Source organism: Allorhizocola rhizosphaerae, from assembly GCF_003426775.1.
In the GTDB taxonomy this organism is placed as follows: Bacteria; Actinomycetota; Actinomycetes; order Mycobacteriales; family Micromonosporaceae; genus Allorhizocola; species Allorhizocola rhizosphaerae.
The window spans coordinates 1-25,606 of sequence record NZ_QJUG01000119.1 but is presented as its reverse complement, the minus strand read 5'-3'; the positions used below and the strand labels follow the sequence as shown (position 1 = coordinate 25,606).

The following is a 25,606-nucleotide window of genomic DNA, read 5'->3' as shown; positions in this document are numbered from 1 at the left end:
GCCGGCCGATCGCGACCGCCTGCGCGCCAAGCGCGAGCGCCTTGGCGACATCGGTGCCGCGGCGCACGCCGCCGTCCATCAGCACGGGGATTTTCCCGCCAACCGCCTCGACGATGTGCGGCAGGCGGTCCACTGTGGCCGGTGTGGTGTCAAGCTGGCGACCGCCGTGATTGGACACGATGATGCCGGACACGCCGTGGTCGAGCGCGATGCGGGCGTCGGCAGGGTGCAGCACGCCCTTGAGCACGATCGGCAGCGCGGTCTGCTCGCGCAGCCAGTCGACGTGCCACCACGAGATCTCGGGGGACAGCACGACGGAGCGCACGTGCCCGTTGCCGCCCATGTTGGCGCAGAAGATGCCCGGCGGCAGGTCGTGGAAGTCGTTGCGGTCGCCGCGCTCGTTGCGCCCCAGGGTGGGTGAGTCGACGGTGAGCACCAGCGCGCCGCAGCCCGCGGCTTCGGCCCGGCGGATCAGCGATTCGGTGAAGCCCAGATCGGGCTGGAGGTAAAGCTGGAACCACAGTTTCGCGCCGGTTGCCGCGATTTCCTCGATGGTGACGGTCGACAGCATCGCAGCGATCATGATGATGTCGGCGCGTGCGGCGGCGCGTGCGGTCGCGACCTCGCCCTGCGGGTGGGCGAGTTTGTGGAACGCGGTCGGGGCGAGCAGGACCGGCAGCGTGCTGGTCAGTCCGAACAGGACTGTCTCGGCCTGGGCGGGCAGCAGCCCGCGCAGCACGCGCGGGATCAGCGTGCGGGCCCGGAACGCGGCCTCGTTGGCGGCCACGGTGACCTCGTCCTGCGCGCCACTGGCGAAATAGTCGAAGTAGACCGGATCGAGGGCGTGTCGCGCCTTGGCCTCGAAATCGCGGACGTTGACCATGCGTGTAGTACGGGTGGGGCGGTCGATCGGGATTCGGCGAATCTCGCGTGGGTGCGGTGTCCGTAATAGGGATGTGATGATCAGGCTGCGCAGCTGGCTGTTTACGCGCATCAACGGGGACGAGGGGATCGCTGTGCCGGCCGACCGGTTCCTGGAGCTGTACTCGCACCCGGCGGCGAATGGGCGTAGCCGTGGGGCGCCACTGTCCGATCTGTTCTGGTATTGGCTTTCGCCCGGGGCGCATGTGCATCAGGAGCACCTGGAGCCGGGGCCGGTCTACGACGAGGTGGCCCGGTGCACGCGCCGGATTCTGGCCATGCCGGCCGCTGTCGCGGTGTCGCTGGCCTCGGAAAGCGTGCGTTCAGCGTTGCCTTCGGCCGATGGGTCGGTGCGATTGCGCGACTGGGTCATGCCCGTTTGGGCGGAGTTCTATCACCGGGTCGTGTTTCAGGCCCCGGCGCCGTTGACCGCGCGGGAATTGATTGTCAGCAATGCCGATGATGTGATAACCGCATTGAAGGGCTGCGGGCTGCGACACATGCGGCGGCGGCTGCGGCTGACCTCCTATTTGGAGGGTGCCCTCGAGGCCGTCCCGCACTCCCTTCCCTCGCTGCTTTCGGCCCAGGATCAGGCGTTCTACTTGCAGGGGACGTTCTTCAACACGGCCGTGGTGCAAAGCTCGGAGGCGACCGCACATCTGTTGATGGTGCTGGCGCGGCATGACCCGGCCGCGCAGGCGTCATTTCTGCGCGACGAGGCACTGTTGGACCGGTTGCTGGAGGAGACGCTGCACCGGTTTCCGTTGTTCGGGATCGCGCATCGCATCACGACGGACGACATCGCGCTGTCGGACGGGCACTCGATCCCGGCGGGGTCGGTGCTGTGCTTCAACTATCCGGAGTTTCACGGGGCGGGCGGGGACATCCCGTTCGGGGTCGCGGCCAACCGGCCGTGCCCGGCGTGGCGGCTCGCGCCGGTGTCGGTGAAGGCGGTGGTGCGGGAGTTGTTGCGGCGGCACGCGTTTGCCACGTCGGCCTCGCATGACCGGCCTTTGCCCAATCGCGGGCCCTGTGTGGTGACCCCCGTGGGGGTTTCGGCGCCTCGCTGGAGGCTGCGATACGTGAAGGTGCGCGATCGGTGGGAGTCGGTCTGGCGTCCGGTTGTTCAGCTAGTGCTCGGGACGTACATGGTCTGGCGTGCGCGCAGGCTGCGGCTGTGCGCGCGACATTTTGATGAGACGTAGATCACATCTGGCGGGTTAATCGGCGGCGGATTGTCGTACCCGTCGGGCATAGTCGCGGGCATGGATAGGTGGTTGCGGGGCCCGTTGCGGCCCTTCCGCAGTGGGCAATACCGGCGGCTCGCGGGTGCGGTGATGATGAGCCTGTTCGCGGCGGGTGTGTGGATGATCGCCCTGGTGTGGCAGGTCATCTCCATGGGCGGCGGCCCGACGGACCTGTCCTATGTGGCCGCGGCGGCGGCGATCGGCATGCTCGCCACCACGCTGCTGGGCGGGGTGCTCGCCGATCGCGTGCCGCAGCGCGGCATCCTGCTCGCGGTGGCCAGCTCCCGCATGGTCTCCGTGGCGGTGCTGGCGCTTCTCGCCATCACCGGGTGGGCGCAGCTGTGGCACCTGGTCGCCGTCTCGCTCGTGATCGGCCTTGGCAACGGGTTCACCTATCCGGCTTATTCGGCGCTCCTGCCGTCCATCCTCCCGGCCGAAGACCTGATGGCCGCCAACGGGGTCGAGGGCATGCTGCGCCCGACCGTAATGCAGGCGGCCGGGCCCGCCCTGGCCAGCGCGCTGATCGCGGCATGGTCGCCGGCGGCGGCGCTCGCGGTGGTGGCGGTGCTTGAGCTCGCGGGCGTGCTGTTCCTGCTCGCGGTGCGGCCGGTGCCGCTGCGGCGCGACAAATCGGGGGAGACGGCGCATCCGGTGATGGCCACGCTGATCGACCTGCGCGACGGGTTCGTCTACATGGTGCGCACCCCGTGGCTGCTGGCCACGCTGCTGTTCGCGTCGGTGCTCATCCTGCTGATCATGGGGCCGATCGAGGTGCTGGTGCCGTTCGCGATCAAAGACCGGGCCGGCGGCGGGCCCGGTGATCACGCGGTGGTGATGGCGGCGTTCGGCATCGGCGGCGCGCTGGGCTCGCTGGGCATGGCCTCATTCAAGATGCCCCGGCGCTACCTCACCATCATGAACCTGTTCTGGGGCGCGGGCTGCCTGCCGCTCGTGCTGGTCGGGTTCGCCCGCGACGTCTGGCTCATCGCGGCCGCGGTGTTCGTGGTGGGCGTGTGCTTCTCCGCGCCGATGGTCATCTGGGGCACGCTGCTGCAGCGGCGCGTGCCGCCGCACATGCTCGGGCGGGTGTCCAGTTTGGACTTCTTCGTGTCGCTGGCCTTCATGCCGCTGTCCATGGCGCTGGCCGGCCCGGTCAGCGGGAGCATGGGTGTCGGCCCCACCTTCGTCCTCGCCGGCGCACTGCCCGTGGCCATCGCCGTCATCGCCATCGTGTGGGCCAAGATGCGCAAGGACGAGCTCGCCCACCCGCTCGACATCCCGCCCACCCCCACTGACGACGCCACAACTCCCGCCGACACGACCACCAACGCGACGCCCGCCCAGGCACACGAGCCAACGACGGCCGACGCCCTCGCGCCGGCCGAGCCCGACCACCCCACCGACGCGCCGGCCCATGGCAGCGCAACCACACCGCCCAATGCCCGCCCCGCAGGCGACGACGAAGCACTCACCCAACCGCGCCGCTAAGCCGTGTTTCTTAGGTGGCTGAGGGCCTATCGGCGCACCGGTGTAAGCGCCGCGCCCTGCCAAGCGTTTCCGCAGCTTCCGGCGCGGCGCGCTCCTATTCCTTGCGACGACTTCGTCGTATCACCTGTACTGCGGGCGTGGCGGGGTGTGGACGTCGAGCGTCAACATCAGCATGATCGACACCTGGCTTCGCCGCCTGGAACGGCACTTACGTTAGCCAACGGAGGCATCATCGAGCGTGTCCTGGTCGATGTCGGTCGACGCCGGCCGGGCCGACCTGGGCTGGTCCTGCTCGAAGCGAAACTCTCGGATGAAACAGTCCCGAGGCTGCCCCACCGCGAACATGACACACTCCACAACGGATTGGGCGGTGAGCGGACCATGCTGCTCACGCGGCCCGTCCTGAACGAAGTCCGGTGGGAAAAGGGAAATCACCCGGATCCCGTCGGCCCGCAGTCGGTGAGACAGGATTTCGGCGAGTCCAGTCTGCGCATGCTTCGCGGCGTAGAACGCCGGATGGGCTTGCGACCGGCGGTGGCCGGCCTCGCCGCACGCGGAAATCATGTTGACGATGTCGGGTCGTGCCGAGGACCGCAGCAACGGCAGCAAGTGCTTGGTGAGCAATACCGTCCCGGTCGCGGCGCCCGCAATGGTGGCGGCTATGGCTTCGTCCTCGGCGTCGCCAAGCTCCTCACCGTGAAGGTACGCCGCACCGTTATTGACCAGAACATCGACGTGATTCGTGCGGCGGGCCAGCTCGGCCGCGAACGCCCGAATGGAGTCCGGGCTTGCCAGGTCGCAAGCGAACGCCTCAGCGGTCCCGGGCGTGCCTTCCGCGATCAGCTCAGCGGTCCGTGCGGCTGCCGCTAAATCCCTGGCCGCCACGAACACATGTGCCCCCCGTTGCGCGAAAGCCAACGCCAGCGCCCGTCCAGAGTCCCGCCCCGCCCCGGTAACGACAACGTGTAACCCACCCAGCTTCACTGCCAGATCGTAACCTCACCGACTCCCCACGATGCCGGGTTCGCTGTGGCGAGCCCGGCATCATGGGGGGCCGGCTTGGGGCTTCGCTGGCGGAGCCCCAAGCGGAGTGTTACGGGGAAGACCTTTGCCGGATCAGTTGTCAGCCAACCGGTTCGAGCTCGCGCACCGGCGCCTTGGCCGCGACCGGCAGCTGCGGCCGCGCGCCTGCCCGCAGCACCCGCGCCACCACAGCCGGCGCGAAGAGACTCTGCGGTGGTGCCATCAGGTTGGCGACCGAGAGGAACGCCTTGGCGACCGACGGGTGCTTGGCGGCCGCGACAAACAGCCGGGCGACATAGCCGTTGAGCAAATTCGTTTTAGCCGATCTGGTACCGAGCACGTGCCCGTAGCGCAGGTCGGCCCCGACCGCCATGTCCCAGGGCACGTCGATCAGCTTGGCCGTCTTGGCGTAGAACCGGCGGGGCAGCCCCGCGCGCCCCTTCGCCAGGCACTCGCGCAGCACGAGCGCCTCCGCGGCCGCGACGGTCATGCCCTGCCCGTAGGCGGGGTTGAACGCGCAGATCGCGTCGCCGATGGAGATCAGGCCCTCGGGCAGGCGGCGCATCCGCTCGTAGCGGCGGCGCACGCTGACCGGAAGCCGCATCTTGATCGGCGGGCCGAGCGGCTCGGACCGGCTCAGCAGCTCGTACAGCTCAGGGTGGGGCAGTCGCCGCACGAACTCCAGGAAACCGTCCGGATCGGACGGTGGGAAGTTGCGGCTGTCATATCCGACCAGTGTGACCATCCACCGGTCGCCGTCGACCGCCATGGCGACGGCACCGGTCGGGTGCTCGGGCCACGGGTTGAGCACGAAACCGGAGAAGTCCGCGTCGCCGGGCACCCGGCGGTATTCGCGGCTGGCGTATCCGGCCACGGAATCAACCGCGTCCTCGACCGGCTTGGCGTAGCCGATCTGCGAAAGCCACGTCGGCCCGCGGTTGCCCCGCCCGGTGGCGTCGACGACCAGGTCGGCCGAAACCTCAAGCGCCTCACCGCCGCGCGGCAGCACCCGCGCGCCGGTCACCCGGCTGCGGTCGTCGTCGGTCAGCAGGCCCAGCGCCTCGGTCCGGTCATGGATCTCCACATTGGACAGAGCACGGATCCGGTCGCGCACATAGCCTTCCAGCATCGGGCGGCTCACGCCCAGGCCCATCAGCCGGGCGTCCGTGCGGGGGAACCGCAGCCCGTCACCGAACCAGAGCAGGTCGCGGCCGAGGTCGACCGGGACCGCGCCGAGCGCGGTGATGTCGGCGGCGAAGCCGTCGAACAGCTCCTCCAAAGCCTTGCGGCCAAAGGCGAGCAGTCCGTGGGTGTGCTCCCCGTGCGGCACGCCGCGGCGGTTGTCGTGGTTGAGCGGGAGCTCGTCGCGGTCGAAGATGGTGACCTTCTCGAACGACTCGCTGAGCACTCGTGCGGCCAGTAGGCCGGCGATGCTCGCACCGAGCACGATGGCGTGCCCGGATCGGTCTTTGGCAGACACGGTAGTTCTCCGTTTCATCGGTGGGATGTGAAGAAGTTACGGCCGCCGGGGGAGTGATGAAAGTGAATAACGGGTCTGGAAAGCGATACTGTGGATCGCGTCACGGCGGCAGATCGGGCATTCCACACGCGCGGTCAATTCGCCGACACGGCAACGTCTTGTGGGCGACACACGGCATCGGACGGTTCGGTGAGGCCCGTGTCGTCCGCGCGGAGAAGGCGACCAACCGTTCGGCGGCAACGAGCTCCGCCAAGCGCAGCGACGACGACCGGAACTCCAATGTAGACAACGTGCCGTCGGCCATGGGCGAGCGTGAAGTTACGCTCGTTCGATCTCGGCGAGCATCAGGGCAGGGTGCGGCGGGCGTCGTCCTGGGTGGCGAGCGCGCGTCGCTCGTCGCCCAGCCGGGCCAGCAGCAGCGACGAGATGACCGCCATGCGCCACTCCGGGATGGCGAAGTCGCTGATCTGCTCCGACGAGCCCCCGGCGTCGAAGACGCGCACCCAGACGCGGGTCGTCTCATCCTGGCTCCGGTCGGCCACCTCACCGCTCAGCCGGTACCAGGAAATGGCTTCCAGGGGTTTGGATGAGACCTTGCCCAGCATGGTCAGCGCGCGGGCGGCGATGCTCCACATCCGCGGCGATTCCAGGTTCTGCTGCAACACCACGAGGTCGCCGGCGAGCCGGTTGCGCAGTTCGGCCGCGCCAGCGTCATGTAGTCCTGGCCGTAGGCGATCACCCGGTCGTCCCACTCCTCGGTGGTCGGGCGGGTGTCGAGCGCCGTGGTGAACCCGGTCTTGATCAGTTCGGTGGCCACGATCGCGGATTCCCGACCCGCTGGCTGCCATCCGGGGAGGTCGGCGAAGTTCGCACCTTCCAAAGTGCTCGGCCTCCCCTCGGCTCACAGAGCTAAGCGCGCCTTCTGCGCCGCAAGAACAGCGGTACCAGAATGACCAGACACGTCACCACCAGCAGCACCGTGGCGGCCGCGTAAAAGGATCGCTGGAAGTCGTCGAATCCCTGCGCCAGCGGCCGACCGCCGAAATCGGCCCGCTCGATGATGCTCCAGGCCACGTGTGGCACTGTCGTCTGGAAGACCGTCAGCAGCTGCCGGTCACCGCCGCCCAGCGGGGTGCGCAGCAGCACGATCCCGTCGTGTTCGGCGAGGTCGTGCAGGGCGACGACCGGGTCGCCGCCGAGCCAACCGGCGAGGTGGTGCGCCCAGCCCCGCTGCCACTCCTGCTCGAACTCCGCCCGCCCGGACGGGCCCACAAAGCCCAGCCGCCACTGACTCGGCTCCCGATAACCTCGCGAATTGATCCTCGGCTCCTGGACCTGCAGCAGCGTGACCCGTTGCGAATCGGGCGTCCACGCGGCCTGCCCGGCCATGTGACCGTCCATATTGGCGCTCCACTGCTCCGCTCCGCTTTGGACGTCGAGCACGTGCAGCCTGCCGCCCCAGGTCACCGCGAGCCGGCTGCCGTCAGGAGAGAAGGCGGCGGCCTCGGCCTGCGAGGCAAGGGTGGACAGCTTGCGGTGCGCATGGGCTTCGACGTCGCGCAGATAAAGGTCGCTGCCGTCCGCGTAGAGCAGCCGCTTCCCGGTCCGGTCCCAGGCGAGCAGGTGCCGGGCCTCGGGGATGGCCTCCCGGCCGGCGTCGATGAGGTTGACCAGTTCACCGTGGCGGGCGAGCAGCCGCCCGTCGGGGGACAGCAGCCACTGGTTGTCCACCGTCTTGGGCAGTACCCGGTAGGAGCCGTCGCGTCCGATCAGCGCCACCCCTTCGGTGACGGCCGTGCCGAGCCGCAGCGTGATAGGCGTGTTGAACGCGGCGATGGCCGGCCCGTTGGGCGCCTCGTCCAAAGTGGACGTCGCGGACTGCGCCCGGCCGATCCGCACCGGCAGGACGAGCGGGTCATCCTCGGCCGTGGCAGGTTCGGATTGGCGCTCCCATCCGGACTGGAGCACGAACGCGGCCGGCGAGAGCACGAGGGTGAGCGCGAGCGCCGCGTGGACGAGCCTGCGCCGGGTGCGACGCCTGCGGCCGCGCCGCCAGACATCGTCACCCACCCGTGCGATGGGCGCCGATTCCGCCATGTCGGTCAGTGTTCGCTGCATCAGGTCGTTCACTGTGCTGCCACCCCTTCAAGTTCGGGCGCTACGACGCGCAGGCGGGCGAGGGCATCGCGTGTCTGGCTTTTGACAGTGCCAACCGCGATGCCGAGCACCTCGGCGGTCTGCGCCTCTGTCAGGTCCTCGTAGTAGCGCAAAATCAGGACGGCACGCTGCCGCGGAGCCAGGCGGGCCAGGGCCTCGCGCATGCTCAGGCGCAGCGAGATCTGGTGCGCCGGGTCCGATGTGGACCTCTCCGGCAGGCGGTCGCTCGGCACGGCGTCCGCCCGGTGCCGCCGCCACCACGACACGTGCTGTGTGTAGATCACACGCCGCACGTATGGGTCCGGGTCGTCGCGGATCGCCTCCCACCGCTGCGCCACGCGGATCAGCGCCTGCTGCACCAGGTCCTCGGCCAGATGCGGATCGCCGGTCAGCAGATACGCGATGCGGGAAAGCCCGGCCACGCGCCCGCTGACGTATTCGTGAAACGACTCCTCGGCACCGTCCATACCCATGTATACGCTCGCGCGTGCGCGCATGGAGGGGTGCGCGCCCGCCGTTGTTCGCGGCTAATCGAAGTCGTAGACCGTGACGGCCACGTCCCGCTGGGCCAGCGTGCGCTCGATGATGGGCTCGATCCGATCCCACGTGCCGCCCGCCAGGCCGCAGCCGATGCGCGGCATGTGCACCGAGGCGCGCAGCCGCAGGGCCTCATCGCCCACGGTGGACAGGCACCGCTCCACCGCCGGGTAGCGAATCGGCGGGCCGGCGCTGCCGGTCTTCATGCCGTGCTGCGCGATCATGTTGGCCACCCAGATGTCGGGCCGCACCTGGACCAGCCGCACCGCGCCCAGCCCGAAGTCGTTGCCCGCGCGATGCCGATGCCAGTCGCGGTAGTCGTGCTCCGGTTCCGGCCACCGCTTAGACACGGCGAGCACGAACCCCTTGCCCCACCCGCCCAGGTCGTTGCAGATGTGCGCGATCACCTTGGGCCCCTTGGCCTGCGGGCTGGTGGCGTCGCCCTTGACGTAGGCGATCGGGGTCATGCCGGGCGCAGCGCGATGAGCTTCTCGCGGCCGCCCGCGATCAGCGTCGCCTCGGCGAGGTGTGCGCTGTAGCGGGACATGAACGCGTCCAGCGTGGCCTCGGTGAACCGGCTGGCCTGCTCGCCGGTGCCCGGGTCGGTCAGGCGCCGGCCCAGCATGGCGACCAGCTTCACGTCGCTGTTGGCCAGGTTGCGCACCGGCTCGGTGATGATGACCAGTGAGCGTGCCGCCGCCAGGAGCATGTCCACCACGGGCCCCGGATCGGGCAGGAAGTGATAGAGGCTCGCCTGCATCACCACGAAATCGTGCTCGGGGAGAGGGCTGTCGTCGGCCAGCAGATCGCGCTGCAGCCCGTTGGCGCCGAGCCGGCGCACGAAGCCCTCGTTGATGTCGAGGCCCGTGTAGCGAACCGATTTCGCTTTCAAATATCTGTGGTACAGCACCGCGGGCCCGCAGCACACGTCGAGCACGCTTGACCCGCCCGGGATCCGCGCAGAGATGGCCTCGTAGCGCGCCGTGTAATGCCGCCCATAGAGCATGCGCATCACGAGCTCGTATCCGGACGCGCTTCGGTACACCAGGCTGGTCGATGCCATCAGCCGAGGATAGAGCAGGGCCTCTCAGCGCAGGTGGACGGGGAGGTGCCGCAGGCCGCGCAGCAGCATGCCGGGCCGCCATTCCAGTTCGGACAACGGCAAGGCGGCTCGCATGCCCGGGAAGTGGGCCAGCAGCGCGCCGATCGCGATCTCGCCTTCGAGCTTGGCCAGCGGCGCGCCCAGGCAGTAGTGCACGCCGTGCCCGAACGCCAGGTGCTGCTGCGCGTCGGCCCGGGTTGGCTGAAGCTCGTCCGCTTCCGGGAACACCGAATCGTCCCGGTTGGCCGCCATCAGCGAGATCATGACCACCGCACCGGCCGGGATGGTGGTGCCGGCGATGGTGACCGGGTCGGTGGCGATGCGCAGGGTCGAGACCTTGACCGGGCTCTCGTACCGGAGGAACTCGTCCACCGCGCCCGGGATGAGCGCCGGATCGGCGCGCAGCGCGGCCGCCTGTTCGGGCCGGCCCAGCAGCAGATACATGGCGTTGCCGATCAGGTTGACGGTCGTCTCGTGCCCCGCGATCAGGAGCAGGAACACCAGCGAGGTCAGCTCGTCGCGGTCGAGCCGGTCACCGGCGTCGCTGGCCCGGATCAGCCCGCTCATGAGCGCGTCGTCGGGTTCGGCCCGCCTGCGCTCCACCAGCTCCCGGACGTAGGCGACCATCGATGTGATGGCGTGGCTCTCCTCTTCGCCAGGTGCGGCGTCGCCTGCCACGATGACGTTCGACCAGGCTCGGAAGCTGGTGCGGTCGACCTGCGGTACCCCGATAAGCTCGCAGATCACCTGGAACGGCAGCGGGAAGGCAAAATCGTCGATCAGGTCGGCCCGGTCCCGCCCGGCCAGCGCGCCGATCAGCTCGTCGGAGATGGCGCGGATGCGCGGCCGCAGGCCCTCGATCCGGCGTGCCGTGAACGCGGCCGACACCAGCCGCCGCAGGCGCGTGTGGTCCGGCGGGTCGGCGTCGAGCATGTGCCTGCTGATCGCCCGCAGTGTCTCGGGTGGCAGCGGGTTGGCGGCCTGCAGCGGCGAGTCCTGCAGCGGTCCCTTGGCCAGGCGCGGGTCGTTGAGCGCCCGCCGGGCCTCCGCATAGCGGGTGATGAGCCACGCCGTGCCTGTTTCGGTTGGCGGGAAAGGGATCTCGTGCACCGGCCCGGCCTCGCGCAGGGCGGCCAACATGATATGTGGATCGATGTCGGTCTGTGTCATGCGGCCAAGGCTACGTCGCGGGAGTCACGGTGGCACGCGGAACCTCGAACTGGAATCAGGCGGGCGCTGTCTCCGGCGGCCTGTGCTTCTGGTCTTTCATGCCGACATTGTTTGGTCGGGGTCGGTGATGTCGGCGGTGGTGGCGTCCAAGGTGGACAGTGCGGGGTCGGCGTCGAGGGCGAGGGCGACGTTGTGTTCGCCGGAGCCGAGGGTGATGTGGCGGCCGGAGAGGCGGGAGTCGGCGATGACGGGCCAGGGGCGGGTGCTGCCGAACGGGGTGATGGTGCCGCGTTCGTATCCTGTGACGGCCTTGGCCGTGGCGGCGTCGGGCATCGAGAGTCGGCTGACGCCGAGCAGGGCGCGCAGTTTGGGCCAGGAGATGACGCGGTCGCCTGGGATGAGGACGAACAGGTAGTCGTCCTCGCCTCGGCGCACGACGATGGTTTTCACGACGTCGGGCACTTCCACGCCACGGGCCGCGGCGGCCTCCGCAACACTGCGCACGGGTGCGTGCCGCACCACCTCGTAGTCGAGCCCGGCGGCCGCCACGGCCTTCTCAGCGGTCATGCCATGAACATTAGTCCGATCTGAGGCGTGCCGGCCAAGGATGGCTTGGGGCGCACGCTGCCCAGCGACTCCCACAGCCACGAGCGTTGTGCGGCGCTGAGGATCGGGCGGAGGGCGAAGAAGTCCTGTTCGCCGTATCGAGTGCCGACCGCTCCATGGCTCCGTCGTGCCATGGGGAATGGCTGTTCGTGCCTTCCGTGCGAGGCAACCGATTTACGCCAACGCCGGCTCACTGACCGTTGACACCGCCGGGCGTTTGCGTGGGACCGCGAGTGCGGCGAGGCCGAATGCCGCCCACGCGGCGACCGTCCAAAGTGCACCCGCTCCGCCCGCGCCGTCGAACCATGCGATTGAGCGTAGAGCGGTGGCGCCCGCGCCCATGGGCAGCCACTGACCCACATCGCCCCACGGTTGCGGGAACAGCTCGGGTGCGGCCGCGACACCCGCAAGCGCGTTGCCGACGAGCAACACCAGGATGGCACCCACACCAACTCCTGCCGTGCCGAGCAGGTTGGCCAGGCCGAGCACCGTCCCGCTCACCGCGAGCACAAGCAACGCAATACCCCCGGCCATCGGCAGCCAATCCCCGCCCACAACGCCAAGCCACGCCTGCAGCACGGTCGCCCCGGCCGCACCCGCCAAGACCGCGAAGGTCAACAACCCGGCCATCCGCGGGAGCATCCCACTCACCCGGGAATACAGCGCTACCGCGCCCAGCATGGCCGCCAGCACGAGCGGGAAGAACCCGGCCGCGAATCCACTGCCGCGCGGATCCTTCGCCGGCGTCGGCACGACGTCGACGACCTGTCCCCGCGCGCCTTGCGCCACCTGCGTCAGCAACGCGGCCACCGTCGGCGAGGCGGCCGAGGCAGTACGCAGCGTGATCCCGCCCTGCTCGACGACGAACACGCCGTACACCTCGCGCTCCCGCAGCGCCGCGTCCGGGTCGCTCACGGTCGTGACCTTGAACGCCTTCGGATCGAGCCGGGCCGCGAACTGAGCCGCTCCCGGCCCGGCCACGCCCACCGGCAGTTCCCGCGGGCCGAGGTTGGCCGCCGGCCCGGCGAACAACGGCAACAGCACCACCAGCACGACCACGACCCCCAACGCGAGCGCGGCAGCCCTAATAAAAGCGAATGCTCGTTCGTTTTTCATGTGCCGATCATATGGAACAACCGTTCGTTTTACAATGGGATCCATGCCACGCGTCTCCCAGGAGCATCTCGCCGCCCGCCGCCAGCACATCCTGGACGCGGGACGCCGCTGCTTCACGCGCAACGGCTTCCACGCGACCTCCATGCAGGACGTGATCGCCGAGGCCGGCGTGTCGGTGGGCGCCTTCTACCGGTACTTCAAAAGCAAAGAAGAACTCATCGAAGCGATAGCCGAGGACGCGGTCGGCAGGATCACGGACGTCATCAAGCCGGTCGCCATGGCCGAGCCGGCCCCGTCGGTGCCGGATGCGCTGCGCATGATCCTGGGCAAGGCCGATCAGCATCTCACCCGCGACGGCATGTTCGCGATGGGGATCCAGGTCTGGGCCGAATCGCTGCGCAGCCAGCAGCACGCCGCCCTGATCAAGCGGGTCTACCGCCAGGTGACCGCGCTGTACGAGCGGATCGCCGAGCGCGCGCGGGACGCCGGGCACCTGCCGCCCGACACCGATCCCGCGGCCGTCGCGACCGTCCTGTTTGGACTCCTGCCCGGTTATGGGCTGCAGCGCGTGCTCATGGGCAGGCTGGACAAGGAAACCTATCTGCGGGGCATCGAGGCGCTGTTCAAGGAATAGACTCGCGTGTATGAAGTTTCCGTTCAGCGAACCCGACCGGCTCAACCTCGACCCGGCCTATTCCCGGCTCCAAGACGAACCCATGGTCAAGATCAAGCTGCCCTACGGCGAGGAGGCCTGGCTGGCCACCCGATACACCGACGTGCGCACCGTCCTCGGCGACTTGCGGTTCAGCCGCGCCATGGCCGCCACCCGGGACGAGCCGCGCTCCGTGCCGCAGCAGATGTCCGACGGCATCCTGGCGATGGACCCGCCCGAGCACACGCGGCTGCGCAGCCTGGTCGCGCGGGCGTTCACCACCCGGCGCGTGGAGCAGCTGCGCCCCCGCGTCCGGGAGATCGCCGACGAACTGCTCGACGACATGCAAAAGGCCGGGCCGCCCGCGGATCTCGTGGAGCTGTTCGCCACGCCGCTGCCCATCCGCGTCATCTGCGAGATGCTCGGCGTCCCACACACCGATCAAGACAAGTTCCACACGTGGACCGAGGCCGTCGTCTCGACCACCTCTTTAACCCCTGAAACCATTTTGCAGTACCGGGACAGCCTCTACGCCTACATGGCCGACCTCATCGAGCAGCGGCGGCAGGCGCCAACCGAGGATCTGATCAGCACCCTGATCCGGGCGCGCGACGAAGACCAGAGCCGGCTCACCGAGGACGAGATGGTGCGCCTGGCCATGGGCCTGCTCGCCGCCGGGCACGAGACCACGGTCACGCAGATCCCGAACTTCGTCTATGTGCTGCTGACCCATCCGGACAAGATGGCCGAGCTCGTGTCCGATCCAAGCCTCATACCGGCGGCGGTCGAGGAGCTCATGCGGTACGTGCCGCTCGGCGCGACGGTGGGCTTCGCCCGCTACGCGACCGAAGACATGGAGCTCGGCGGGGTGCACGTGAAGGCGGGCGAGCCGGTGCTCGGCGCGATCGGTGCGGCCAATCGGGACCCGCGCGCCTTCGCCCGGCCCGACGAGCTCGACTTCAAGCGGGAAGCCAATCAGCACATGGGTTTCGGGCACGGCGTGCACCATTGCATCGGCGCACCGCTCGCCCGGATGGAACTGCAGGTCGCACTCGGCGTGCTGCTCTCCCGGCTGCCCGGGCTTCGCCTCGCGGTACCGGAAGAAGATTTGAAATGGAAGCGGGGCCTGATCGTTCGCGGGTTGAAGGAGATGCCGGTCACATGGGAACGCCCTTAGGGGCGGTTTTCCGGGAACTTCCGGATCCGGTTGTCGGGCCCGGCCCGTAGCTTGAGCGCGTGAGTGTTCTCGACATCGCGCGGCTGCAGTTCGCCACCACCACGATCATTCATTTCCTGTTCGTGTTGGTGACGCTCGGGCTGGTCACGCTGCTGGTGGCGATGCAGACCGCGTGGGCGGTGACGGGCCGGGACAAGTGGTTGCGCCACACCCGATTCTGGGGCCGGCTCTACGTCATCAACTACTTCCTGGGCATCGCCACCGGCGTCGTGCTGGAGCTGCAGTTCGGGCTCAACTGGGCGGGGCTTTCCCACCGGCTGGGCAACGTCTTCGGCACGCCGCTGGTCATCGAGACGCTGGTCGCGTTCATGCTCGAGTCCACGTTCCTGGGGCTGTGGATTTTCGGCTTCGGCCGCCTGCCCAAATGGCTGCACACCGCGCTGATCTGGCTGGTCGCGCTCACCGCCTACGTCAGCGTGTTCTGGATTATGGCGGCCAACTCGTTCCTGCAAAACCCGGTGGGCTACGAGCAGGGGCCCGATGGGGTGATCCGGCTGGCCGACCTGGGCGCGCTGGTGACCAATCCCACGTTCGTCATGGCCCTGCCACACGTCGTCACCGGGGCCATCATGACCGGTGGCTTCATCCTCGCGGGCATCAGCTCGTGGCAGCTGTTGCGCCGCACCACGGATCGGGCCTTTTTCCGCACCTCGCTGCGCCTCGGTGTGGTCGTGGCGTTCGTCGGCTCGTTGTTCACCATGGGCTTCGGCTATGCGCAGTTCGCGTTCGTCACTTCGGTGCAGCCAACCAAGTTCGGTGACGATGCGGCGCGCGAGGCGGCCGTCGCCCAGTTCACCGAGCGGTTCGGCCCCGGCGACTACGACCCGCCCGCATACGCCGCCGTGTCGCTCGGCTTCATGATTCTGATCGGGACGGCCCTGTTCCTGGTCGGCCTGTTCATGCCGCTGTTCTTCAAAGACTTGATAATCCGCTTACGGGTGCCCCTCGTGCTTCTGCTGCTCGCGCTGCCACTCCCGTTCGTCGCGGCCATTCTCGGCTGGCTCACCCGCGAGGGCGGCCGGCAGCCGTTCGCGGCATACGGGTTGCTGCCGCTCGACGAGGCCATCACGCCGGGCCTTTCCGCGGGCCCCATGATGACCGGTTACGTTGCCTTCACCGGCATCCTGGCCGTGCTCGCGCTCACCAACTGGGCGCTCATCGCCCGCGCCGCCCATCGTGGCGCACCGCTTGCGCCCGACACCGCGATTCCCAGCGCCGCTGGCACGGTCACCCACATCGCCGCTCCCGCCCACCGCGTCGGCGCGGGCGGGCGAGTCGCCACCGTTGAGCGCGACTCGCCGGCATCGGCCCGCCGCAACGGTTCGGCACACACCACATTCGCCCAAAACGGGGAAGGGCTCACATGGCTGTCCTATTAGGAGTGTTGGTCGTCGGCTACTTCGTTCTCGCCGGACTCGACTACGGCGTGGCCATGGTGGCCCGCGAGCGTTCCGACTACGACCGGATCGCCGTGTTCTTTCTCGCCAACGAGGTTTGGCTGGTGGGCGCGGCCGGGTTCCTGATCGGGGCCTATCCGGTCAGCGAGGGTGAACTGTTTGGCGCCCATGGGGTCCCTGTGGGCGTGGCGCTGCTTGGCGTGGTCACGGTGACTGCGGCATACGGCATGCGGCTGTTCACACGTGGCCGCGTGCTCGATGCCGTGGCGAAGATCGGGGGCATCGTGGCCACGGCGGGCTGGGGCGCGGCGCTGGCGGGCATGGCGTTCGGCTCCACCGCGCGGCACGACCCGGCGCCTCTCGGTTCGGCGCTGCTCGACCCGGCCGCGGCCTCGGGCAACCTCACGCCCAGCGTCATGGGTGCGGCCGTCGCGGTCGTGCTGTTCGCCGTGCACGGGTGGGCGTTCCTCAACCGGCGCTGGGCCGCGCTGGGCGCGACGTCGGCGGCCATCGTCGCAGCGGTGCTCCTCGTCGGCTGGCGTCTACAATGGACACCCGCCGACGCCGCCACGCTTGACGTGGTCGTGCCCATCGCGTGGGTGGTCGTGCCGCTCCTGCTGCTCATTCAGGCCATCACGTGGTGGATGTTCCGCGACACCCTGCGCCCGCTGCCGCACGCCGCCTCCCACGAGACACCCCCGGACCGCGCGCCCCGCATCCCGGCCTAGCTGTGCGCGCCGCGCTTAGGGATGCGCGATGTCGGCGGCCCAGCGTGTTGCGCCACCGGCGCAGGGGCATGTCCGATAGCGGTCCCAGGCCAGTGCTCTTCCAACAGTTTGTCGCGCAGCGCCAAGGAACCGAGCCGGTCGCGGTGGTAGCAGCACAACTTGCACAAAAGTCTTCACCGTTGATCCGCGGGGGTTGGCGGCGCCTATGATCGGTGTCAGCCGGCTCGGTCGGCCGGGCTACTGGAGTGATTGGCGGACCGTCATGACGTTATCTTCAGCACCTGTCTTGGACCTTTACGGCGAGGACTTCCGGGCCCGGCCGCATGAGGTCCTCGGCTCGCTGCGTGAGCAGGGCTGGTACGCCCAATCGCCGATCGGCCCGGCCGTGTTGCGTTACGAGCCGGTGCAGGCGCTGCTCGGCCTTCGGCAGCTGCGGACTCCTGGTGCCGATTTCCTTGCGCTGCAAGGCATCACCGAGGGTCTGCTCGTGGACACCATGCGCAGCTTCCTGCTCAACTCCGACGGCGATGTCCATCAGCGGCTGCGCCGCCTGGTGAGCAAGGCGTTCACCGTGCGGCGGGTGGAGGACTTCCGTCCGACGGTCCGTGCGCATGCCGATGAGCTGATCGCGGCCATGGCCGCGACCGGCGAAGCCGACTTCGTCGCGGCCTTCGCCGAGCCCTTTACGCTGCGCATCCTTTGCGAGTTTGTCGGCATCCCGGAGGGGATGTCGCTGGAGGTCAAACGCTGGGCTGAGGATATCGGCCTGATGTTCGGTCTCAGCGTCACCGAGCACGCGCCGAGGATCGAGGCGGCCCTGCTGAACCTGCACCGCTTCATCGATGACCTGATCGAGGCCCGCCGCCGGGAGCCACGCGACGATCTGCTCAGCGCGCTGATGGCCGCCGAGGAGTCCGGCGATCTGCTCAGCGACGCCGAGTTGCGGGCGATGGTGATCACCATGCTGTCGGCCGGTCAGGGGACTACCCAGCATCAGTTGGGCCACGCGATGGTGGCGTTCATGGCGCATCCGGATCAGTGGCAGCTCCTGGCCGACCGGCCGGACCTGGCCGTGAACGCCGCGGAGGAGGTCGTGCGCTACTGCCCGTCCTCGGTGCTGGGAGTGCCCCGGATCGCCAAGGTCGATGTGGAGCTTCAGGGCACTGTGTTCGCGGCGGGGACGTGCCTGTTGCCGATCACCGGATCGGCCAATCGCGACAGTGACGTGTTCGAGAATGCCGACGCCTTCGACATCGGCCGCAAGCGGACCGCGCAGCTGACCTTCGGCGGTGGCGCTCACTACTGCCTGGGCGCCGCGCTGGCCCGGGTGCAGCTGCAGGAGGCGCTACCGCGACTGGCCGCGAGTCTGCGAAAGCCGGTGCCCGCGGGCGAGGCCGACTGGTTGCCCCCGACCGAAGCCGTGTACGGCCCGACGCGGCTGCCGATAGCGTTCCAGCAGGGGAGCTCCCAATAGCTCCGGTCAGGTCCACACGGTGTAGGCGAGCTTCATCGTGTCGCCGACGGCGATGATGTTGAGCCGTCCGTATCGGCCGTCGGAAGTGAGCACGCACAGCCACTGTCCAGGTTGGAGTTCGGTGACCAAGGTCTTCCCGCGCTCCGCCTGGCAGGTTTGTTTGCTGGGCATGCCCGACATGCGTGCGATCCTTCCGCCGTTCACGCCGCCTAGGGCGTCGCCTCTCCAGCCGCGGTATATGTCGTCGTTCGCACCCTCGACTTGCCCGCTGTCCAGGTCGAGTCCCTGGTTTTGTGTGAGGTTCACCGTGCCGCTGCGCAGCACGCCTGAGTCGGCGGGCGAGGACGGTGGAGGTGGTGGCGGCGAGCTCGGGCGCGTCGGTGGCTTGGTGGTGGTCGTCGTCACCGGTGCGGGCGCGGTCGCTGTGGCCTCGATGAGCGAGGTGGGCGATGGCTCCGCCCCGGGCAGGCCGCTGGGCAACGGCATGGGCAGCGGGACGTCGCTTGTTTGCGGGACCGTGTTGGTCCCCTCCGCCGCGACGGTGTCGGGCTTGCCGTTGAGGATGACGAACAGCAGCAGCGGCACCATGAGCAGGGCAGCCAGCGCGCCCGCGGCGTTGGCGTAGTGCTTGGGGCCAAACCGCCTGGGCGTCGCCGGTCCGGTCGTGAGCACGAGCGGCGGCACGCTGACCGGCGCCACGTCGACGGGTTCCGGCGCGACGGTCACCGGGTCCATGGGTGCGACCGGCTCCGCAGGGGCAGCCAGGTCGTGGTAGACGCGCATCCACCGGTCGATCTGCATGCCGCCCAGCCCGCAGGCGGTCAGCACGCCGGTGACGGTCTGCCAGTTCGGCAGGGTCGGGCTTTCCAGGGTCTCGGCCAGACCGGCCGGGTCGAGGTCGTAGCCGCGCCGACCGGCGATCTCGGCGATCTCCGCAATGCTCAGACCCGACGCGGCGCAGGCCTGACGCAGCAGTTGCATGAAGGCTTCCGGCGTCCGCGCCTCGGTCGGGTCGAGGCCGTCTTGATGGGATGTTGCCACGCTGTTCCTCCCCTGAGCAGTGCGCGCGTCCAGGCGAATATAAGGCCCGCCGCAAGTCGAAGGCATCTCGCGGTCGCCAGCACGCCTCCGGGAACAGCTGCCGGGAACTTTCCGGGAGCCGATCTCCGCAACAGCCGCTCGACTTTAGGCGATGGCAGGTCAACGCTCCGAAAGTTTTCGGAAGTTGTTGACGCGCGACCGGCGCGTGCTTGAGCCTGGGACAAAATTTGACATCCGCGATCATCGATCGCCAGCGTCATTTCCATACACCTAACCGGAAGGAGAGCCCTAGTGATCATCAGCTCGGGTCGCTCGAAGACCCGTTCGACGATCGTCGTGCTGGCGTTAGCGGCGCTCGCGGTTACCGGAGCGGTGTCGGTGATGGCAAAAGGCACGAACGCGATCGCCGGCGACTTCGTGATCACCGCTGTCGAAGACGATGGCACCGACTGCCAGGTGTCCGTCCCCGGCTCCATCCCGAGCAGCTCCAGGCTTCCCGATCCCTTCCGGAAGCTGAACGGCACGCGCATCTCCGCGAAGTCCGAATGGCGGTGCCGGCGAGCCGAAATCAGGGAGCTGGCGGAACGGTCCGTGTATGGCGACAAGCCCGGCAAGCCCGCCAGCGTCACCGGGACCGTCTCGGGTACCAACATAACGGTCAATGTCTCGCACAACGGCAGGAGCGCCGGCTTCTCAGCGAGCGTCCAACTGCCCACCAGCGGCGGCAGCGGGCCGTTCCCGGCGGTCGTCGTCCTGGGTGGCTTCGGTGCGGACACGGCCACCATCAGAGCCTCCGGCGCCGCCGTCATCAACTACGACCCGCTCGCCGTCGGACGAGAAGGTACGCCACGAAACAACAAGCAAGGCGCGTTCTACACCATCTACGGCGCATCGAGCAGCACAGGCCTGTTGGCGGCCTGGGCGTGGGGGGTCAGCCGGATCATCGATGTCATCGAGCAGTCCGGCGGTAGCGTGCTCAAGGCCGACGCGATGGGCGTCACGGGGTGTTCGCGCTATGGCAAGGGGGCCTTCGCGGTCGGCGTGTTCGATCAGCGCATCGCGCTCACCATGCCGATCGAGTCCGGCAGCGCCGGTGTCCCGATCCTGCGCGGGATTCCGGGCGAGTCCGGCGCGCAGCCGCTGAGCAGTGCCTACGGGGAGCAGCCGTGGCTGGGCGACGCGTTCGGCTCGTTCACCGGCAACCCGGCCGCGCTGCCGGTCGACATGCATCAGGTGGTGGCCATGGTCGCGCCGCGCGGCCTGTTCATCATGGAAAACCCGCACATCGACTGGCTGGCCGCCCGGTCCGGCAGCGTGGCGGCGCTGGCCGGAGCCGAGGTCTACCGCGCACTCGGTGCGGGCGACAACATCACCTACTGGTCTGATGTCCAGGACGGTACCCACTGCGCCTCCCGCCCCGAGTGGCGAACCCCGTTGCAGCAACACATCCAGAAGTTCCTGTTGAAGACGGGCAACACCGCCGGCACGTTCCGGATCTCCGGCCGGAAGGCCGGAAACCTGGCCGAGTGGCGCGATTGGACGACCCCGACCCTGTCCGACGGCCCGTCTCCGTCGCCGTCCACCTCGCCCTCGCCCTCGCCTTCCCCGTCCCCGTCTCCATCCACGTCCCCGTCCCCCTCACCGTCGCCGCAGCCGAACGGCTGCACGGCAACGGCTTCGGTCAACCAATGGACCGGTGGGTTCGTCGCGACGGTCCGGGTCACCGCCGGTTCCACATCGGTCAACGGGTGGACGGTCACCATGACCCTGCCGTCGGGCGCCGGCATCACCAACGTCTGGAACGCCAACCGCAGCGCCACCTCCGGCACGGTCCAGTTCACCAACGTCGGCTACAACGGCGCCATCGCGCCCGGCCAGTCCGTCGAGTTCGGCTTCCAGGGCACCGGAACCGGCACGGGATCGGCCCCAACCTGCACCGCCCGATAGAGCGCACGCGCCCGGTGCGCAGGACTGCTGCGCACCGGGCCGACAACGGTTCCCGCGCCGCCTCGGCGACGGCTACGCGGTCGTGGCGATGGCGGCGAGAGCCGCGCCGCAGCACGGCCTCGGCGAACCGGAGGACGGCACGCTGGAGGCCGCGCTGTCGCATGTGGACCCGCTCTGCGCCGCCGTGCAGCAGCACCATGGGGTCGCCGCCGGGGTTGCCGGACAAGCGATAGGCCTGCCTCATGCCGCGATCTTATGCCGGGGCGCTCATTCGCGCGTTAACGTGGGACTTGTGGTTGCCGCGCTTGAGCTTTACCTCGACTCTCCGGCCGAACGGCGCATCCGCCGGCTCTGGGACGCCCTTGAGGATTCGGGGGTACAAACGCTTCGCGATCTCACGCTGGGCCGGCACCGACCACACCTGTCCCTCCTCGGCGCGGAAACCCTCGACGGCGATGCGATCCGGGCCGCGCTCGATGGCGTGCCCGCCGCGCCCCCGCTGCCTGTGCGACTTGACTACATTGGACAGTTCCTGGGCCGCGTGCTGTGGATGGGGCCCGTGCCAACGGCCGAGCTGCTGGAGCATCACCGCCGCGTGCACGAGCGGTTGACGGCCGCGGGCGTGAGTGGGTTCGACTACTACCGGCCCGGCGCCTGGGTCCCGCACTGCACGCTGTCCATGCGCGTGCCCTACCACCGGCTGGCCGACGCGATCCGCCTGTGCATGGATGTGCTACCGATCCACGCCACGTTCACGGCGGCCGCGGTCGCCGACCATGCTCGCGGACAGTACACGCCCCTGCTCTAGGGCTTTTTTCGAGCCATGTATTGACGCTTATTTCAATATGGTCATAGCCTGAGGTCGATCCATTACGAGCCTCGGGAGGCTTCCATGGACAAGCGCACCCTCGCGTCCCTCACCGTCGCCACGCTGACCGCCGCACTGCTGTCCGCCCCAGCCGGCGCGCAGGAACAGAGCATCACACTGGACCGTCCCATCTATACCGTAGCCGAGGGCGGCACCGTGCGCGTCGGCGTGACCGCGAACGCCGGCACGACCGTGGACTTCGCCATAGCCGGGCTCAGCCCGAGCTCCGGAACGCTGACCTTCACGTCAGGCGGCACGCAATGGATTTCCCTTGCCGCGCCGACCGATCGCGAGGCCGAACCGGCCGCGCTCAGCACGCTGCGCGTGGGCGGTGCGACGGCGACCGTCGTGGTCAACGCCAACGGGTTTGCGTATCTCGACGGCCGCCAGCCCGTGCACAAGCGCGTCGCCGATCTGCTCAAGCGCATGACGCTGGAGGAGAAGGTGGGCCAGATGGCCCAGGCCGAGCGGTCCGCGGTCTTCGACAACCCGGCCCTGATCGCGCAGTGGAAGCTGGGCTCGATCCTGTCCGGCGGCGGCTCCACCCCGCCGGCCAACACACCCGCCGCGTGGCTCGACATGGTCAACGCGTTCCAGGCGCAGGCGCTCACCACGCGCCTGCAGATCCCCGTCATCTACGGCGTCGACGCCGTGCACGGCCACGGAAACGTCTACGGCGCAACGATTTTCCCGCACAACATCGGCCTGGGCGCCACCCGCGACCCGCGCCTGCTGGAGGAGATCGGGCGCGCGACCGCCGTCGAGGTGCGCGCGACCGGCATTCCGTGGAACTTCTCGCCGTGCCTGTGCGTGGCGCGCGACGAGCGCTGGGGCCGCACCTACGAGAGCTTCAGCGAAGACCCGGCTCTGGTCGCACAGCTGAGCACCATCATCGACGGCATGCAGGACGCCGGAGTACTCGCCACCGCCAAGCACTACGCGGGCGACGGCAACACCGAGTTCGACCCGGCCATCGCCGAGGCCAACCGGGGCAAACCGTGGTGGGAGCAGCGCTACACGATCGACCAGGGCGTGACGGTCACGAGCCGGCCCGCGTTCGCGTGGTACGACTTCTCGCCCTACCTTCCGGCGCTCAAGCGCGAGAAGGTCGGCAGCGTCATGCCGTCGTTTTCGAGTATCGACTGGACCGAGGACGGCGTGGGCAACCCGACCAAGATGCACGCCCACCGCGACCTCATCACGGGCCTGCTCAAGGAGCGCGCCGGGTTCGACGGCATCGTGATATCCGACTGGGAGGGCATCCACCAGATCCCCGACCCGGCCGAGCCCACCAACGGCGGACTGACCGCATACAAGGTGCGCACGGCGGTCAACGCGGGCATCGACATGGCCATGCAACCCAACAACGCCAAGCAGTTCATCGACCTGCTGCTGGCCGAGGTCGGCGCGGGCCGGGTGAGCATGGTGCGCATCGACGACGCGGTGTCGCGGATCCTGCGCAAGAAGTTCGAGCTCGGGCTGTTCGACAATCCGTTCACGTCACCGGCCAACCTGGGCAAGGTCGGCAGCCCGGAACACCGCGCGCTCGCCCGCAAGGCCGTGGCGGCCTCGCAGGCACTGCTGAAAAATGAAAACGCCTTGCCACTGCGGCCGCAGGGAAACATCTACGTCGCGGGACGCAACGCCGACAATATCGGCAACCAGGCCGGCGGCTGGACGATCCAGTGGCAGGGCGTCTCCGGCGACAGCCTTCCGGGGACATCCATTCTGGAGGGTATCCGTGAGGTCGCTCCACAAGCGACGGTGACCTTCAGCGAGGACGCGTCGGCGCCGACGACCGGTGCGGACGTCGGCATCGTGGTCGTGGGCGAGACACCCTACGCCGAGGGCTACGGAGACGTCGACGGGCCCGAGTGCGGCTTCTGCGCGGCGCCGCAGCACGAGGAGAAGTCGCTCACGCTGCAGCCGGGCGACCGGGCGGTCATCGACAAGGTGTGCTCGGCCATCAGCACGTGTGTCGTGCTGGTGGTGTCCGGCCGGCCGCAGGTGCTCACCGACCAACTTGGACAGATGGACGCGCTTGTGGCGTCGTGGCTTCCGGGCAGCGAGGGCGCGGGCGTGGCGGATGTCCTGTTTGGACGCAGGCCGTTCACCGGGCGGCTGCCGATGACGTGGCCCCGCACGGTGCAGCAGGTGCCGATCAACGTGGGCGACCGCGACTACGACCCGCTGTTCCCCTATGGATGGGGACTGCGGCACGGATAGCCTCACTGCCATGACGCTGAGACGGGCGACGGTCCGCGACATGCGCCGGTCCAACCGGGCCATGCTGCTGACGAAGATCTACTTGGCGGGGCCGCTGAGCCGCCACGAGCTCACGCAGCTGACGTCGCTGTCCCCGGCGAGCGTGAGCACGCTGGTGGCCGAGTTCCTCGCCGAGGGCCTGGTCGAGGAGGCGGGCTCGGTCGAGTCCGACGGCGGCCGGCCGCGCGTGCTGCTGCGCGTGGCCCCCGGCTTCGGGCATGTGATCGGCGTCGATGTGGGCGAGACCCGGGTCACCGTCGAGCTGTTCGACATGTCGATGGGGGCGCTGGGCAAGGCTGACTATTCGATCTCGCGCGCCACGCTCACCCCGGAGATCATGGGCGGCCACGTGCTCGACGGCATCGGCGCGGTCGTGGCACAGGCGGGCGTCGATCCGGGCGCGGTGCTCGGGGTCGGGGTGGCCGTGCCGGGTGTGGTCGATCAGGGCGAGGACGGGCTGGTGCATGCCCAGTCGCTGGGCTGGGACGGGGTGCCGCTGCGAGCCATGCTGCGGCAGGGCACCCCGTTCTCGATACAGGTGGAAAACGGGGCCAAGACGCTGGGTCAGGCCGAGATGTGGTTCGGCGCCGGGCGCGGCGCACAGCACGCGGTCATCGCCCTCGTCGGCTCGGGCGTCGGCGCGTCGGTGGTCGCCGACGGCGCCAGCTATCGCGGGTCGCGCAGCAGCGCAGGGGAGTGGGGCCACACGACGATCGTCTATGGCGGCCGCATCTGCCGTTGCGGCGCAAGGGGTTGCCTTGAGGCATACGTGGGCGCGGAGGCAATCCTTGATCGCTATGGCTTGTCCGATGTGGACGACCAGGAATCCGCGTTCAGCGCGCTGCTGGACAGCTCCTCCCGCGCGGCGGAGGCCGTGCTCACCGAAACCGCGGGCTACCTGGGCGCGGGGATAGCGACGCTGGTCAACCTGTTCAACCCGGAGCGGATCATCCTGGGCGGCTGGGCCGGGCTCGCCCTGGGCAACCGGCGGCTGGCGCAGATCCGGGCCGCCGCGCGCGAGCACGCGCTGCGCCGCCCGTTCGAGCAGGTGTCCATCGAGCTGTGCCGGCTCGGCCCGGACGCGGTCGCGCTCGGCGCGGCCACCCTGCCGGTGGCCAAGCTGCTCGCTACGGGTGGCAACCGGTCGGCC

The 25,606-nt window shown here is 68.9% G+C and carries 24 protein-coding genes; 11 read left to right on the top strand and 13 right to left on the bottom strand.

Going from position 1 to position 25,606, the window contains the following annotated elements; translation table 11 throughout:
* Positions 1–883, bottom strand: an 883-nt coding sequence (locus DM816_RS24410; RefSeq protein ID WP_162907781.1) for an alpha-hydroxy acid oxidase, incomplete at its 3' end; no start/stop codon positions are given.
* A 76-nt stretch (positions 884–959) separates the two neighbouring features.
* Here DM816_RS24410 and DM816_RS24405 point away from each other — a divergent pair.
* A complete protein-coding gene (locus DM816_RS24405; RefSeq protein WP_211588832.1) occupies positions 960–2,126 on the top strand; it encodes a cytochrome P450 family protein in 1,167 nt (388 codons plus the stop codon).
* Positions 2,127–2,186: 60 nt separating this feature from the next.
* Positions 2,187–3,656: an MFS transporter gene (locus tag DM816_RS24400; protein WP_246002187.1), complete on the top strand. Its 1,470-nt coding sequence runs from the start codon at positions 2,187–2,189 to the stop codon at positions 3,654–3,656.
* 213 nt (positions 3,657–3,869) lie between these two features.
* Here DM816_RS24400 and DM816_RS24395 read toward each other — a convergent pair whose 3' ends face one another.
* From DM816_RS24395 to DM816_RS24345, 11 genes are all read right to left on the bottom strand, one after another.
* On the bottom strand, positions 3,870–4,640 hold the full coding sequence (locus DM816_RS24395; protein WP_117212730.1) for an SDR family oxidoreductase: 771 nt from the start codon (positions 4,638–4,640) through the stop codon (positions 3,870–3,872).
* Between the two features lie 139 nt (positions 4,641–4,779).
* The gene (locus tag DM816_RS24390) at positions 4,780–6,159 is read right to left on the bottom strand and encodes an FAD-dependent oxidoreductase (RefSeq protein ID WP_162907780.1); all 1,380 of its coding nucleotides are present in this window, start codon (positions 6,157–6,159) and stop codon (positions 4,780–4,782) included.
* A 344-nt stretch (positions 6,160–6,503) separates the two neighbouring features.
* The gene (locus DM816_RS24385) at positions 6,504–6,794 is read right to left on the bottom strand and encodes a hypothetical protein (protein ID WP_117212728.1); all 291 of its coding nucleotides are present in this window, start codon (positions 6,792–6,794) and stop codon (positions 6,504–6,506) included.
* Positions 6,767–6,976, bottom strand: a complete 210-nt coding sequence (locus DM816_RS24380; RefSeq protein WP_162907779.1) for a hypothetical protein — start codon at positions 6,974–6,976, stop codon at positions 6,767–6,769. Before DM816_RS24380 ends, DM816_RS24385 begins: the two co-directional genes overlap by 28 nt.
* 92 nt (positions 6,977–7,068) lie before the next feature.
* Entirely contained in the window at positions 7,069–8,277 is a 1,209-nt protein-coding gene (locus tag DM816_RS24375; RefSeq protein WP_162907778.1) for a WD40 repeat domain-containing protein, read from the bottom strand.
* Between the two features lie 8 nt (positions 8,278–8,285).
* The gene (locus tag DM816_RS24370) at positions 8,286–8,789 is read right to left on the bottom strand and encodes a SigE family RNA polymerase sigma factor (RefSeq protein WP_342768748.1); all 504 of its coding nucleotides are present in this window, start codon (positions 8,787–8,789) and stop codon (positions 8,286–8,288) included.
* Positions 8,790–8,843: 54 nt separating this feature from the next.
* Complete coding sequence (locus tag DM816_RS24365; protein ID WP_117212724.1) at positions 8,844–9,320, bottom strand: macro domain-containing protein; 477 nt, start codon at positions 9,318–9,320, stop codon at positions 8,844–8,846.
* Entirely contained in the window at positions 9,317–9,916 is a 600-nt protein-coding gene (locus DM816_RS24360; RefSeq protein ID WP_117212723.1) for a class I SAM-dependent methyltransferase, read from the bottom strand. The genes DM816_RS24365 and DM816_RS24360 overlap by 4 nt, the downstream gene beginning before the upstream one ends.
* A 24-nt stretch (positions 9,917–9,940) precedes the next feature.
* Complete coding sequence (locus tag DM816_RS24355; protein WP_117212722.1) at positions 9,941–11,125, bottom strand: cytochrome P450 family protein; 1,185 nt, start codon at positions 11,123–11,125, stop codon at positions 9,941–9,943.
* A 96-nt stretch (positions 11,126–11,221) separates the two neighbouring features.
* Positions 11,222–11,692, bottom strand: a complete 471-nt coding sequence (locus DM816_RS24350; RefSeq protein WP_117212721.1) for an aminoacyl-tRNA deacylase — start codon at positions 11,690–11,692, stop codon at positions 11,222–11,224.
* Between the two features lie 213 nt (positions 11,693–11,905).
* A complete protein-coding gene (locus tag DM816_RS24345) occupies positions 11,906–12,847 on the bottom strand; it encodes an ABC transporter permease (protein ID WP_117212720.1) in 942 nt (313 codons plus the stop codon).
* Positions 12,848–12,890: 43 nt separating this feature from the next.
* Between DM816_RS24345 and DM816_RS24340 the strand changes: the two genes are divergently transcribed.
* The 5 genes from DM816_RS24340 to DM816_RS24320 all read left to right on the top strand — a co-directional run bounded on the left by DM816_RS24340 (position 12,891) and on the right by DM816_RS24320 (position 18,335).
* A complete protein-coding gene (locus tag DM816_RS24340) occupies positions 12,891–13,481 on the top strand; it encodes a TetR/AcrR family transcriptional regulator (protein WP_117212733.1) in 591 nt (196 codons plus the stop codon).
* Between the two features lie 10 nt (positions 13,482–13,491).
* Positions 13,492–14,676: a cytochrome P450 gene (locus DM816_RS24335; protein WP_117212719.1), complete on the top strand. Its 1,185-nt coding sequence runs from the start codon at positions 13,492–13,494 to the stop codon at positions 14,674–14,676.
* 59 nt (positions 14,677–14,735) lie between these two features.
* The gene (locus DM816_RS24330; RefSeq protein ID WP_117212718.1) at positions 14,736–16,115 is read left to right on the top strand and encodes a cytochrome ubiquinol oxidase subunit I; all 1,380 of its coding nucleotides are present in this window, start codon (positions 14,736–14,738) and stop codon (positions 16,113–16,115) included.
* Positions 16,100–16,861 (top strand): cytochrome d ubiquinol oxidase subunit II, encoded by a 762-nt coding sequence (locus DM816_RS24325; RefSeq protein WP_117212717.1) that lies wholly within the window; start codon positions 16,100–16,102, stop codon positions 16,859–16,861. Before DM816_RS24330 ends, DM816_RS24325 begins: the two co-directional genes overlap by 16 nt.
* Before the next feature lie 262 nt (positions 16,862–17,123).
* Entirely contained in the window at positions 17,124–18,335 is a 1,212-nt protein-coding gene (locus tag DM816_RS24320) for a cytochrome P450 (protein ID WP_162907777.1), read from the top strand.
* A 6-nt stretch (positions 18,336–18,341) separates the two neighbouring features.
* Here DM816_RS24320 and DM816_RS24315 read toward each other — a convergent pair whose 3' ends face one another.
* Complete coding sequence (locus tag DM816_RS24315) at positions 18,342–19,376, bottom strand: hypothetical protein (RefSeq protein ID WP_117212715.1); 1,035 nt, start codon at positions 19,374–19,376, stop codon at positions 18,342–18,344.
* A 291-nt stretch (positions 19,377–19,667) separates the two neighbouring features.
* Here DM816_RS24315 and DM816_RS24310 point away from each other — a divergent pair, with 291 nt between their 5' ends.
* From DM816_RS24310 to DM816_RS24295, 4 genes are all read left to right on the top strand, one after another.
* Positions 19,668–21,323, top strand: a complete 1,656-nt coding sequence (locus DM816_RS24310; protein WP_117212714.1) for a glucuronyl esterase domain-containing protein — start codon at positions 19,668–19,670, stop codon at positions 21,321–21,323.
* An 88-nt stretch (positions 21,324–21,411) separates the two neighbouring features.
* Positions 21,412–22,131, top strand: coding sequence for a 2'-5' RNA ligase family protein (locus tag DM816_RS24305; protein WP_342768747.1), 720 nt, complete (start codon positions 21,412–21,414; stop codon positions 22,129–22,131).
* Between the two features lie 84 nt (positions 22,132–22,215).
* A complete protein-coding gene (locus tag DM816_RS24300; protein ID WP_117212713.1) occupies positions 22,216–24,417 on the top strand; it encodes a glycoside hydrolase family 3 protein in 2,202 nt (733 codons plus the stop codon).
* Between the two features lie 10 nt (positions 24,418–24,427).
* A partial coding sequence (locus tag DM816_RS24295) for an ROK family protein (protein WP_162907776.1) occupies positions 24,428–25,606 on the top strand: 1,179 nt, incomplete at its 3' end.

What these genes read in the sequence shown, in the direction of transcription:
- DM816_RS24405 (WP_211588832.1), top strand. Translation starts at nt 960, where the DNA reads ATGATCAGGCTGCGCAGCTGGCTGTTTACGCGCATCAACGGGGACGAG.
- DM816_RS24400 (WP_246002187.1), top strand. Translation starts at nt 2,187, where the DNA reads ATGGATAGGTGGTTGCGGGGCCCGTTGCGGCCCTTCCGCAGTGGGCAA.
- DM816_RS24385 (WP_117212728.1), bottom strand. Translation starts at nt 6,794, where the DNA reads ATGTGGAGCATCGCCGCCCGCGCGCTGACCATGCTGGGCAAGGTCTCA.
- DM816_RS24375 (WP_162907778.1), bottom strand. Translation starts at nt 8,277, where the DNA reads ATGCAGCGAACACTGACCGACATGGCGGAATCGGCGCCCATCGCACGG.
- DM816_RS24370 (WP_342768748.1), bottom strand. Translation starts at nt 8,789, where the DNA reads ATGGGTATGGACGGTGCCGAGGAGTCGTTTCACGAATACGTCAGCGGG.
- DM816_RS24365 (WP_117212724.1), bottom strand. Translation starts at nt 9,320, where the DNA reads ATGACCCCGATCGCCTACGTCAAGGGCGACGCCACCAGCCCGCAGGCC.
- DM816_RS24360 (WP_117212723.1), bottom strand. Translation starts at nt 9,916, where the DNA reads ATGGCATCGACCAGCCTGGTGTACCGAAGCGCGTCCGGATACGAGCTC.
- DM816_RS24355 (WP_117212722.1), bottom strand. Translation starts at nt 11,125, where the DNA reads ATGACACAGACCGACATCGATCCACATATCATGTTGGCCGCCCTGCGC.
- DM816_RS24350 (WP_117212721.1), bottom strand. Translation starts at nt 11,692, where the DNA reads ATGACCGCTGAGAAGGCCGTGGCGGCCGCCGGGCTCGACTACGAGGTG.
- DM816_RS24345 (WP_117212720.1), bottom strand. Translation starts at nt 12,847, where the DNA reads ATGAAAAACGAACGAGCATTCGCTTTTATTAGGGCTGCCGCGCTCGCG.
- DM816_RS24340 (WP_117212733.1), top strand. Translation starts at nt 12,891, where the DNA reads ATGCCACGCGTCTCCCAGGAGCATCTCGCCGCCCGCCGCCAGCACATC.
- DM816_RS24335 (WP_117212719.1), top strand. Translation starts at nt 13,492, where the DNA reads ATGAAGTTTCCGTTCAGCGAACCCGACCGGCTCAACCTCGACCCGGCC.
- DM816_RS24325 (WP_117212717.1), top strand. Translation starts at nt 16,100, where the DNA reads ATGGCTGTCCTATTAGGAGTGTTGGTCGTCGGCTACTTCGTTCTCGCC.
- DM816_RS24320 (WP_162907777.1), top strand. Translation starts at nt 17,124, where the DNA reads ATGACGTTATCTTCAGCACCTGTCTTGGACCTTTACGGCGAGGACTTC.
- DM816_RS24305 (WP_342768747.1), top strand. Translation starts at nt 21,412, where the DNA reads ATGGCGGCGAGAGCCGCGCCGCAGCACGGCCTCGGCGAACCGGAGGAC.
- DM816_RS24300 (WP_117212713.1), top strand. Translation starts at nt 22,216, where the DNA reads ATGGACAAGCGCACCCTCGCGTCCCTCACCGTCGCCACGCTGACCGCC.